Genomic DNA, 12,503 nt, shown 5'->3' on the forward strand with positions numbered 1-12,503 from the left:
CATTGCATGAAAGGTACGTCTGTATCGTCTGGTCGTTTGTATTTGCTGGGAGCATCCGTCATGCTGCTTCTGCTGTTTGTGCGTTTGTACATCAACCTGCTTCCCGGTTTGAATCAGGCGAAAGAAGCCCTCGCCAACGGGCAGGCCATCACGCTGCAACCCGGTTTGAAATCCACACCGATCCAGCGTTTACTCAACAGCGGTAATTACTACAGCGATCCGGCCGACCGGACGCTGGTGGCCGACTCCCTGGCCGCTAAACTCGGCGCAAATGGCTCCCCCGACAACCTGGGAGCCATCAACAAACGGCAGTTTTCGATCCGGGCACCGGTGGCGTGGCGCAGCCGGATTGGCGGAGCGGATTTTCAAAACCGCCTGCAACTGTCCCGCCAGCAAATGGGCTTCGACTCCATCCTGTACGTCCGCGAACTCAATAATCCGAAACCGTATCCGGCCACCGTGAGCGCGGGGAGCGGAACGGCCACCATTTCGGGACAGGTTGCGCTTACGGAAACGGAGCAACCGGTGGCGAATGTGCTGGTGCAACTCAAACGCCACCCCGCCACCGCCCAGCCGGACACGCTTCCCAACCAGTTTACCTACGCCCGCACCGATGCCGGGGGGCGGTTTTCGTTCACCGGCCTGACAACGGATCTAGGCTACAGCGTCGTCGCCCTCAAACCCGGTTTTGAGTTCGGCAGCCGCCGGGGAACGAGTCAACTGACCAGCGATCAGTCCTATACCTTTACAGCCCGGCCCCACCAACTGCGACTCATCGGCTCCGTCGTTTACGGACAACTCAAGTCGGATCATGCATTTATCGTTCGCACGCCAACGGCTTTTACCGTGCAATTCTGGCTCATCGTCGTGCTGTTTATCGGGGCTTTCTGGGCCGTGCAGGGCGTCTGGTCGATCCGACGATTTTCCCCCGATCCGCTGCTGCTGTCGGTTCTGATGTTGCTCACCGGTATTTCCGTCCTGACACTGTTAGCCATTCAGGACCCGTTGCAGGACACCTTATATGCCTGGCAAACCTTGCAGGGCGTGGCGGCTGGGCTGTTCGGTTTGCTCATCGTGTCCCAGATCAACATCGGTCGTCTGTATGCCGACTGGCGGTTTGATTGGTTGTTTACGTTTTTTAACCGCTCTTCCGTCCGTTTATCGGGCTGGACGTGGCTGGTACTCGCCCTCGGTCTTGCCGCCCTGACGTTGTTCATCGGTTCGGGGCCGGAAGGCAGTGGCGTCCGCGTGAACCTGTCGGTTTTGGGACTGACGTTTCAACCCAGCGAAATCACCAAATACCTATTGCTGGTTTTCTTTGCCGGTTTTTTTGCTGCGAATGAACAACAGATCCGGCAACTCCCGGATTTGCGCTGGCGGTTTGCGGTGAGCTTTGGCGCGCTGGCCGGTGCCGGTCTGCTCATGCTACTCTACCTCCTGCTGGGCGACATGGGTCCCGCGCTGGTCGTCTGCTTCACATTTTTGCTGTTTTACAGCATTGCCCGGGGCAACCTGCCGCTGACACTTGCGACAGGAGTCGGCTATGGCATTGCCCTGTGGTTTTTGCCGGGCTGGATCGCCACCCTTCTCAGTCTGGTAGTGCTGATGGGTTATCTGTTCTGGCGGGGAGAGGCCCGTTCCAAAACCGCCCTGGGTTGGGCCGCTTTGCTGACGGAAGCGCCGGTTCTGCTGCTGATGGTAATCGCAATGTTCGCCTTTGGCGATCAGTTGCCCTTTGTGGGGAGCCGCCTGGCCGACCGCAAAGCGATCTGGCTGAGTCCCTGGAACAACGACGTGTACGGCGGTGATCACCTGGCCCATAGTTTCTGGACACTGGCTTCGGGCGGCTGGACGGGACAGGGTCTGGGCAAAGGCTTCGCGAATGCGATGCCAGCCGCCCACACCGACATGATTCTGCCCAGTGTGGGCGAAGAGTTGGGCGGATTAGGGGTCATTGCGGTATTTCTACTGATGGGCCTTCTGCTGCACCGGACTTTCCTGCACGCCCGCCGGGCGGGTCAGCCGTTCAGCTTCTTTCTGGTCGCCGGTATTGCCATCGCAACGGGGGTGCAGTTTCTGATCATTGCCAGCGGCTCCATCGGGCTACTGCCCCTGACCGGCATTAGCGTACCGTTTCTGAGTTACGGAAAAATTTCGCTCATCGTCAACCTCATGGCGATGGGCGTTGTGTTCAGCGTGGCGCACCGACCCGGTCAGGCCGAGCAGCGTGAATACCTGGAAAAAAACTACGATGTGGTGCTGATGGCCGGTATTGCCGGTTTTCTGCTGGGCGTAGCGGTTCTGATTGGCCGGTTGCTGCCGATCGTGGGCTGGCGCGGAAACGAGTATATTGTACGGCCCGCCCGGGTCATCACCCGCAACGGCGACCCCATTTACAGCTACAATCCCCGGATTGAGCGGCTGACGCGTGTTCTGGCTTCGGGCACGATTTACGACCGAAAGGGCCTGGTGCTGGCCACGAGTTCGCCGGATCGGGTTACCCGGCAATTGTCCCGGCTGAAAAAAAGCGGGCTGGAGTCGGATCAAATCCGGGCCATGAGTCAAAAACGGTTGCAAAGGTATTATCCCTTCGGCGAACACCTGTTTTTCTGGACGGGTGATCTGAATACGCAACTATTTTGGGGACAGAGCAACGGGTATTATGCCGAAGCCACCCACTTCAGCGAGTTGCGCGGTTTCAACAGCCGCCCCCGCAAAACCAATCTTGTGGCCACCCACTACCGGGCCGACCGTTTCAGTCCAACGGTCGAGCAAACCCGGACGCTGTCGGTTTACGATTACCGGGAACTGGCACCGGCTTTGCGGGCGGGGGTCGATAGCCGGGAGGTCGCTAATCGAAAATCCAAAAACCGGGATCTGTTTCTGAGCGTCGATGCGGATCTTCAGGTGGCGTTGCAAAAGTCACTGGCTCAATCCGAATACCGGGACAAGCGGCTTTCGGTGGTGGTATTGGATGCGGCTTCGGGCGACGTATTGGCGTCGGCCATGCACCCTTTACCCAATCTAAAAACCCCGGAAGCCATGCTCTTGTCGGATCGGGAGCGGCTGCAACTGCCGTATCTGGTGACGGAACGGGATTTAGGCATGACCTTTCCGACCGCCCCCGGTTCGACAGCGAAAATTCTGACGGCGATGGCGGCCTTTAACAAACTGGGGTCGCCGGCGTCGGCGGTTCGGTATTCCATTTCGTGCCAGGAAATCATCCGGCGGGGCGAGCGGGAATCGGAGCCCTGCGGGGAATCCGTCGATATGCGAAAGGCGATAGTCCGGTCGAGTAACGTCTATTTTATCCGGCTGGCAAACGACCAGGCCCTCGACAAAGAAATGGCTGATCTGTATTTAGCCACGGGGATGAATGTCGATTACATCGGCGGCTACTCCTTTTCGGATACGCACACCGAGGCCGAGCGCGTTCAGATCCAGAAACACTGGCGCGATTCTTCGTTTGTGGTTCGCCGGAAGCTCTACCAAAGTTTGCAGTATCCGAGACGGTACCGCGGTGAGTTTTCGGGACTGGCCTGGGGGCAGGGGCAACTGAGCACCACGCCCGCAGCCCTGGCCCGGATGGCGGGAGCGATTGCCAACAAAGGCGTTTTGCAGCCCTCGCGCTACGTGGTGGCCAAAGCGGGGCAAACGCAGCCGGTTGGAACCGGCAAACCCGTAGCCCGAAGTTCCGATTACGCGGAGCAATTAAAGGAATTCATGATCGAACAGTCGAACCCGGCGGGGCGCAACAAAATCAACCTGGCGCGGGTGGCGGGCAAAACCGGTACGCCCGAACGGATTGTGCAGGGTGTTCAGGAAAATGACGGCTGGTACGTCTTTTTTGCACCCACACCCGACGGCCGGTCGAATACCGTGGTGACGGTGCGCATTGAGTTGGGAAAATCCTCCGCCGATGCGGTCAACTTAGCCAATACCGTCGTGGCGCCCATTTTAAAACAACGCCGGTATCTGGGTAGTTTTTAACCCCAAACCGCCCTTTTTTATGAGCATCCTGGACACAGTAAAGAAACTATTCGGATTTACACCGGCAGAACCGCCAGCCGCTGCGGAGCGTCCGGCGGAGGTTGCCAAGCGCACAGAACCGGTCCCTGTTATCCCCAAACCGGCTCCCTCCGGGCCACCCCCGGCTGCTCCGCGACGGGATCAGCTCATCCGGTTTGTGATCAACAAACTGCGGGCTTACCAGAACGAGCCGGAAACCGCTCCCGTGGGACTTAGGCTTGTGATTTTTTGTCCAACCCCGGAGGAAGAAGAACTCTACCGCGTGGTTTTGTGGACCAACCAGCCGGGGAAGTTCCAGCGGGAATTAAACCGCCTGCTGGCCGACAATTACATTGTTTTGCCCAAAAATTGGCGGTTTGACTATGCGCTTTTTGCGGATGAATGGCCAGCCACCACCTACCGGGAAAGCAACCTGGGTTTGCTTGTCGAGGATCAATCGAAGCCCGACGCCACCCCGCTGCTGGCCCGCATTGTGACCCTGGTGGGCCAGACGGAGCAGGCAGAGTATCTCCTCGATTCGTCCCGGAAAGGCACGTTTTGCATCGGTCGCGGGCATACCGCCCAAACCAACTCGGGCCGGGTGCGAACCAACGACATTGTGATTCTCAACGACGACGATGCCGGTTTTGATCCGGACAAAGGGGCGGGAAATGGGGCCGTTAGCCGGGCGCATGCCACGATCCGGTATGATTCCGGGCAAAAACAATACGCCCTGCTGGTCGATCCGGGAGGGTTGCCTGCCAGCGGCAACAAGACGAAAATCATGCACCCCGACAACACCATCGAACGGGCCGATATTGCCGGGATGGGCTATCCGCTTCAGCATGGCGATCAGATCGAGTTGGGGGGCGAGGTGGTTCTGCTGTTCGAACTTCGGTAAGCGGTTTTGCCATTTCCAAACCCGCATTCTGTTTTGTATCTTTGGGCATGAGCAATCGAATTTCTGTTCAGCTTTTTGGCATCACCCGCGAGATTGTCGGCTCTTCGGCCCTCACGCTTGACCTGCCCCAACCCGGCCAGGTGGGTGAATTATTGAGTAATCTGAAAGAGCAATACCCCGCCCTGACTGGTCTGCGTTCGTTGCTGGTGGCCGTCAACGGCGAATACGCCGAAGCGGATCAACCGTTACATCCCAACGATGAAATCGCCCTCATCCCGCCCGTCAGCGGAGGCTGAAAATAGAATGATGGATGATGAACGATGAATGGACTAACGCCATCGTCCATCGTCCATCATTCATAACTCATCGTTCATCATCCATCATTTCCTTATGGTTTCGATTACGACTGATCCCATCGATATGAATGCGGCTTACCGATACGTTTCGACGGATGCGGCCGGGGCCATTACATTTTTCTTCGGAACGGTTCGCGACAGCACCGACGAACGCGCGGTCGAGCGGCTGGAATACGAAGCGTATGACCGCATGGCCTTAACCAAGATGCAGGAAATTGCCGACGAAGCCTGCCGACGCTGGGATGTCCGGAAGTATACGATCATTCACCGCAAAGGTAATCTGGCCATTGGTGACATCGCGGTTTTGATTGCCGTGGCCACGCCCCACCGGGCCGATTCATTCGATGCCTGCCGCTACATCATCGACACCCTCAAGCAACAGGTTCCGATCTGGAAAAAGGAGATTTTTGAAGACGGCCAGGTCTGGGTCGACGCCCATCCTTAGAAATCAAACTCTACGTGGGTTCGGGGCGTCCGGTCTTTGCTGATTTCGCGCGGTTTGATGGCGTATTGGGCCATAATGGGGTAATGGTCGGAGAATTTGACGTCGCGGTAGGTCACGTAGTTGAGCGGTTCCAGAAACCGGGCGTTGTAGAACTGGTTGTCGATGCGCAGAAAACCGGGGGCCTTGTTGTAACTGAAACCAAATCCGCGCCCCGCATCTTCGAAGGCATTCCGGAGCAGCCGACGCAGTTTTCCGTACGTATAACTGTAGGGCGTGTCGTTAAAATCGCCACAGATGATAATGGGATGCGGGCTGTTTCGGTAAAACTCCTCAACCCTGACAATCTGGTTTCGGCGCAGGGTCAGGCCCTGCCGGAGCTGCCGTAAAACCGTCCGCGTGTTGCTTTTGACCCGGTTGGTCTCCGTTTGATCCAGCATTCCACCCACCCGAATGCCCATCGACTGCATGTGGACACTGATTACCCTGACGGTGTCGGCTCCCACCTTGACATCCGCCCAAACCAAACCGTTGAAATTATCGAAAACCTCGTCACCCCGCTTCACGATGGGGTAGCGCGAAAAAACCGCCACGCCGAAAAACTTCCCCGGCCCCTCCCGCTCCGGCGGATGCAGCACGGCATAATACGGATACCCGGCTTTCTCCAGCCGCCGGATGGTTTTGAAGACGACCGAACTATTATCGTTGTAAAACTCCTGGAAACACTTCACGTCCGATGGTTCTTTCAGGACCCATTCAATCATCTTGTTGGCATCGTCGGGGCGCTGGGTATCCACGATGTCATATTTATTGAATCCCATCGCGTTATAGCTCATGACCTGCAGCATCGGACGTTTCTCACTGTTGCTGCCCGGTTGGCTATACGTCAGGGTGCGTCGCCAGAACGGAATACCGATCAGCATCGTCAACACGGGCAGCACGGCCCGCCAGGGGCGAACCAATACCCAAAAGAGGATAAAAAACAGATTGCAGGCCCAGGCGACGGGCAATGAAATCATCAGGATACTGGCGGTCCAGTGTCCAATCGGCACTTCGTAGAGCAGGTAATAAACCAGCAGTGTATACAGAAACAACAACAGGTTCAGCGACCAGAGCAGCGACGAAAAAAACGAAGAAACCAGTACGCCAAGCCTAAGCGAAAATTTCATACGAACGAATCAGATGGGTGCGGGTCACGCAGACCGCCTTTTTTCAGTAACGACAGATGTAGGGCGTAGGAGTACAAAGTTACAAACGTTTGTTCGGAAAATAGCCCGTTTAATCAGCCGTAAAAATTGTTAGAGGCAGTTCGGCAATTTGATTGGGAAACAATTCATAAAATACTTATCTTTGCACCACTTATCAGCATTTGTGCATGGCAGGGAGTTTTCGACTCCCTTTTTTGTTAATTTATGGATGTAAAGGCGAAAGTCAACGAACTGTTACAGCCGTATCTGAACGAAGATCAGTATTTTATCGTTGGCATTCAGGTATCCCCTTCCCGTACTCGTGCTAAAATAACCGTCTTGCTGGATAGCGATACCGGAATCACTATTGAGGAATGCGCGGGAATCAGCCGTCAGTTGGGCAACCAACTGGAAGAGTTGGAAGTATTTGACGGACAGGCATTTACCCTGGAAGTATCATCGCCGGGTGTGGATGAACCCCTGGTGTTGAGACGGCAGTATCTGAAAAACGTAGGTCGTGAGGTGGAAGTGTTGCTGAACGACGGTCAGATTCGGAAAGGGAAGCTGGAGAGCATCGGAGACGATCACATTGTGATCACCGAAATACCGCTCAAAAAACCGAAGAAAAACGATCCTCCGATCGAACCGACGGCCATCCCGTTTACCGAAATAAAGAAGAGCACAATACAAGTTTCATTTAAATAAAGGAAGGTCGGTTTCTAAGTCGCGTTTTCAGTTCGTAGTTTCTGTTTATTCTGACTGGAAACCTATAACTGAATCCCTACACTGAAAACTGAGAACTGAAATTATGGATAGCGGAGTACTCATTGAGTCGTTTGCAGAGTTTGCACGGTCGAAAAATATCGACCGCCCGACCATGATCAAAATTCTGGAAGATGTATTCCGGACGATGATTCGCAAGAAATACGGCACTGACGAAAACTTTGACGTTATCATCAACGCCGAAAGCGGTGACCTCGAAATGTGGCGCACCCGCGAGATTGTGGATGACAATTCGGAAGACATCTGGGATTATGACAAAATCCCGCTGGCAGAAGCCCGCAAGATTCAGGCCGACTTTGAAGTGGGTGAAGAAGTAGCCGAAGAAGTAAAACTGGAGGATTTTGGTCGCCGGGTTGTGCAAACCGCCCGCCAAACGTTGATTCAGAAGATCAAAGATCTGGAGAAAGAGATCCTTTACGATAAATATAAAAACCAGGTTGGTGATTTACTGAACGCAGAAGTTTACCAATTGCTTAAAAATGAAGTAATTTTGCTCGACAATGAAGGCAATGAAATCAGCCTTCCCAAAAGCGAGCAGATTCCGAAAGATCGGTATCGGAAAGGAGAAACCACCAAAGCCGTCGTCCACCGCGTTGAAATGATCAATGGCACGCCCAAGATCGTTTTGTCCCGGACATCGCCGGTTTTTCTGGAGCGCCTGTTTGAGAACGAAATTCCGGAGATTTACGACGGACTGATTTCCATTCGCCGGATCGTTCGCGAACCAGGTGAGCGGGCCAAAGTCGCCGTGGAATCGTACGACGACCGGATTGATCCGGTGGGTGCCTGCGTCGGGATGAAAGGATCGCGGATTCACAGCATTGTTCGGGAACTGGGTAACGAGAATATTGACGTTATCAACTATACCGACAACTTTGAGCTGCTGATCAGCCGGGCGTTGAGTCCGGCCAAAATCAGTACGATGACCGTTGACCGCGAAGCCAAACGCGTATCGGTTTTCCTGAAACCCGATCAGGTTTCACTGGCCATCGGAAAAGGCGGTCAGAATATCAAACTGGCCGGTCGGCTGGTGGGTATGGAGATCGACGTGTTCCGGGATGTCGAAGGGCAGGAAGACGATGAGGATGTTGATTTGTCCGAATTCAATGACGAGATCGACAACTGGATGATCGAGGAACTGCGCCGGGTTGGGTTGGACACCGCCAAGAGCGTGCTGGCCCGTTCGAAAGAAGAACTTGTCCGGATGACGGATCTGGAAGAAGATACAGTTGAAGAGATTCTGGCCATTTTGCGCCAGGAATTTGAGTAAAATGATGAACTATTGAGGATGAACGATGAATTAAGTCGATCCATTCATCGTTCATCATACATAGTGTATCATTAAAATGCTTTTTTCATTCTAAACCATTTGTATGGCAGAAGATAAATCCATGCGCCTTAGCCAAGTGGCAAAAATACTCGGAGTAGGTTCGTCTACTGTGGTGAGTCGTCTTTCTGCCAAAGGGATTAAGGTTGATAGTAACCCTAACGGCAAGATTTCTACGGATCAAGTGGAAATCTTGGCGAAAGAATTCGGTAATACTGAACTGTTGAATGGTGGAGCTGTTCGCAAACCAGCTTCAGAGACTTTTGTGCCCGAACCCAAACGTCGGGAAGATGATGATTTGCCGCAATATTTCCGCAGCGAACCCGCCCGGCCTTCCCAGCCGGTGCCACCTCAGCCTGTTGCCAACCCGGTTGTTCCCAAACCTGCCCCTGTACAGGAAGCGCCGGTAACTCCGAAACCGCAGCCGGTTACCCAACCAGAACCCGTTGTAGCAGAAAAGGCCCCCGAGCCGAGCCAGCCCAAGCCAGAACCGGCGCCGGCACCTGTGGCTCCGCCCCAGCCAGCTCCTGTTGAAGCCCGTCAGCAGCCCGCACCGGTGGAACCAAAGGAAACTCCTCCTGCGCCGACACCGGCACCTGCCCCTAAACCGGAAGCAGTGGCTCCTGTACCCGTTATAGAGAATAAACCGGAACCTATTCAGCCTGTGGCACCAACACCGGTTGAGCCCCCACGCCCAATCGAAACCCCTCAGGTTGAAAATCGTCCGCAAGTGACCTCACCGGAAAGTAAAGAACCCGCCCAGCCGGAAATTTCCAGTCCCCGCTTGCCGGGATTGACGGTTTTGGGTAAAATCGACCTGGAGAGGAAACCCTCTCCGCAGCCCTCGCAACGGCCCAACGACCCGAATGCGCGGCAGCAACAGCCCAACCGAAATGACCAACGGAATACGGGTCCCCGGCCGGATGGCCAGCGGCCCGATAACCGGTCCGGACAACAACCCAACCGGAATGACCAGCGGAATGTGGGTCCCCGACCGGATGGACAGCGCGGTGATCAAAACCGTGCCGGTATTCCAGGCCAGGGACAGGGTGGCAATCGCCCATCCGATCGTGACCGGAACCGTCCACAGGACAACCGGGGCCAACAGCCTCCGCGTCCTGTAGAGCCACGGCCCGTTACGCCCCGGATGGAAGAAACACCGGTTCAGCCAGAACCCGTCGTTGATCTGCCAGTCGATGAGCCTATTGAAACCATCCGCGCCCGTGGTGAACAACTGCGTGGTCTGACGGTTTTGGGAACCATCGAACTGCCTTCCGAACGCTCGAAGAAACAAAATGGCCCGGTCGCGTCAACCGACGAACGGGATAAAAAACGCAAACGCAAACGCCTGCGCCGTGACCCGGTCGGTGGTGCCCCCGCAACCGGCGGAGCAACCCAACCACAAGGTCAGGGTGGCGCACCGCGCACTCGTGATGCAAACGCACCTACCAACCGCAACCAACCACCGGGTCAGGCCAACAAGCCAGCCACCGGAACAGGTACGGGTGCCGGAGCTGCCAATAAAGGGAAAGCCGGAGCCCGGGGCGGTACACGTGACCGCCGGGAAGAGCCAACCCAACGCGAAGTAAAAGATTCGATCAAGGCAACACAGGCCCGGATGACCGGTAACAAACCGAATCGGGGTGCTGACCGTCGCCGGGATCGTCGCCAGGAACGCGCCGAACGCGAACGCGAACGGATCGACCAGGAGAACGAAGAAGCAAAAATCCTGAAAGTAACCGAATTCGTATCCGCGAACGACCTTGCGTCGCTGATGGATGTGTCGGTCAACGAAGTGATTGCCACCTGTATGAGCCTGGGGATGTTTGTATCCATCAACCAGCGTCTCGATGCCGAAGCGATTACGGTCATTGCCGATGAGTTCGATTACGAAGTGCAGTTTGTGTCCGCCGAAGAAGAGATCGAATCGGGTCTGGTCGATGAACCGGATAACGAAGAAGATCTGGTTCACCGCGCGCCGATTGTAACCATCATGGGTCACGTCGATCACGGGAAAACCTCGCTGCTTGACTACATCCGCCGGACGCGCGTTGCGGCCGGGGAAGCCGGTGGGATTACGCAGCACATTGGTGCCTACAGCGTAAAAACCACGGACGACCGCATGATTACGTTCCTCGATACGCCGGGTCACGAAGCCTTTACGGCCATGCGGGCACGGGGTGCGCAGGTAACCGATATTGTTATCATCGTTATTGCTGCGGACGACAGCGTCATGCCACAAACCCGCGAGGCTATCAACCACGCGCAGGTCGCCGGGGTGCCGATTGTCTTTGCCTTCAGCAAGGTAGATAAAGTGGGTGCCAATACGGAGAAAGTGCGGGAAGAACTGTCGCAGATGAACATGCTCGTTGAAGAATGGGGTGGTAAATATCAGACACAGGAAATCTCGTCAAAATCCGGTTTGGGTATTTCGGAACTGTTGGAGAAAGTGTTGCTCGAAGCCGAACTGCTCGATCTGAAAGCCAATCCGAACAAAAAAGCAACCGGAACCGTCATTGAAGCCGAGCTGGACAAAGGCCGGGGCTATGTGACCACGATGCTGGTGCAAACCGGTACGCTCAAACAGGGCGACATCGTGCTGGTGGGTGCGCACTTTGGCCGCATTCGGGCCATGACCGACGACATTGGTCAGCGACTGAAAGAAGCCGGGCCATCGACGCCGGTTCAGATTCTGGGTCTGCCGGGTGCTCCACAGTCCGGGGATAAGTTCAATGTGATGGAAACAGAGCGTGAAGCCCGCGAAATTGCCAACAAACGCGAGCAGTTGTTGCGTGAGCAAAACCTGCGGACCCGCAAGCACATTACGCTGGAAGAAATCGGTCGCCGGAAAGCCATCGGTAACTTCAAAGAACTGAACGTGATTGTGAAAGGTGACGTGGACGGTTCGGTAGAAGCCCTCTCCGATTCGCTGTTGCAGCTTTCGACGGAAGAAGTACAGGTCAACATCATCCACAAAGCCGTGGGTCAGATTTCCGAATCGGATATTCTGCTGGCGTCGGCGTCGGATGCGATCATTGTCGGCTTCCAGGTACGGCCTTCGGTCAGTGCCCGTCGTTTGGCCGAACAGGAGCAGATCGAAATTCGCCTGTACTCCATCATCTACGATGCCATCGGCGAAATCCGGGATGCGATGGAAGGCATGCTGGCCCCAACCACCGAAGAGGTCATCATTGGCAATATCGAAGTGCGCGATGTGTTCAAGATCAGCCGCGTCGGAACGGTAGCCGGTTGTATGGTAACGGAAGGAACCATCAAACGGAACAACAAAGTCCGCATCGTCCGCGACTTCATCGTGGTTCATACCGGCGAAATCAGCGCCCTGAAACGGTACAAAGAAGATGTCAACGAAGTGCGGTTTGGCTATGAGTGCGGCTTGAGTATCAAGAATTTCAACGATATTCTGGTCGGCGACATCATCGAAAGCTTCGAACTGAAAGAAGTGAAGCGGACGTTGTAAGCCATTCGGTATAACACGATA

General features: G+C 55.2%; 8 protein-coding genes. 7 read left to right on the plus strand and 1 reads right to left on the minus strand.

All coding sequences use genetic code 11. The features are described from left to right. The first annotated feature begins 6 nt into the window (after positions 1-6). The 4 genes from DUE52_RS30420 (at position 7) to DUE52_RS30435 (ending at position 5,710) form a co-directional block, all read left to right on the plus strand. Positions 7-3,990: an FtsW/RodA/SpoVE family cell cycle protein gene (locus tag DUE52_RS30420; protein WP_114409913.1), complete on the plus strand. Its 3,984-nt coding sequence runs from the start codon at positions 7-9 to the stop codon at positions 3,988-3,990. Positions 3,991-4,009: 19 nt separating this feature from the next. Continuing rightward, positions 4,010-4,909: an FHA domain-containing protein gene (locus DUE52_RS30425; RefSeq protein ID WP_114409914.1), complete on the plus strand. Its 900-nt coding sequence runs from the start codon at positions 4,010-4,012 to the stop codon at positions 4,907-4,909. Between the two features lie 47 nt (positions 4,910-4,956). Further along, positions 4,957-5,205, plus strand: a complete 249-nt coding sequence (locus DUE52_RS30430) for a MoaD/ThiS family protein (RefSeq protein ID WP_114409915.1) — start codon at positions 4,957-4,959, stop codon at positions 5,203-5,205. Between the two features lie 94 nt (positions 5,206-5,299). Beyond that, the gene (locus tag DUE52_RS30435) at positions 5,300-5,710 is read left to right on the plus strand and encodes a molybdenum cofactor biosynthesis protein MoaE (RefSeq protein WP_114409916.1); all 411 of its coding nucleotides are present in this window, start codon (positions 5,300-5,302) and stop codon (positions 5,708-5,710) included. On the opposite strand, the gene DUE52_RS30440 is transcribed toward DUE52_RS30435, so the two are convergent. Then, positions 5,707-6,876: an endonuclease/exonuclease/phosphatase family protein gene (locus DUE52_RS30440; RefSeq protein ID WP_114409917.1), complete on the minus strand. Its 1,170-nt coding sequence runs from the start codon at positions 6,874-6,876 to the stop codon at positions 5,707-5,709. The two genes, DUE52_RS30435 and DUE52_RS30440, sit on opposite strands and share 4 nt — an antisense overlap. Positions 6,877-7,119: 243 nt before the next feature. Here DUE52_RS30440 and rimP point away from each other — a divergent pair, with 243 nt between their 5' ends. The 3 genes from rimP (at position 7,120) to infB (ending at position 12,482) form a co-directional block, all read left to right on the plus strand. Further along, positions 7,120-7,599, plus strand: coding sequence for a ribosome maturation factor RimP (gene rimP, locus DUE52_RS30445; protein WP_114409918.1), 480 nt, complete (start codon positions 7,120-7,122; stop codon positions 7,597-7,599). A 103-nt stretch (positions 7,600-7,702) separates the two neighbouring features. Beyond that, entirely contained in the window at positions 7,703-8,947 is a 1,245-nt protein-coding gene (nusA, locus tag DUE52_RS30450) for a transcription termination factor NusA (protein ID WP_114409919.1), read from the plus strand. A 103-nt stretch (positions 8,948-9,050) separates the two neighbouring features. Continuing rightward, positions 9,051-12,482: a translation initiation factor IF-2 gene (infB, locus tag DUE52_RS30455; protein WP_114409920.1), complete on the plus strand. Its 3,432-nt coding sequence runs from the start codon at positions 9,051-9,053 to the stop codon at positions 12,480-12,482. Positions 12,483-12,503: the final 21 nt, after the last annotated feature.

The organism is Larkinella punicea, from assembly GCF_003334855.1.
Lineage (GTDB): Bacteria > Bacteroidota > Bacteroidia > Cytophagales > Spirosomataceae > Larkinella > Larkinella punicea.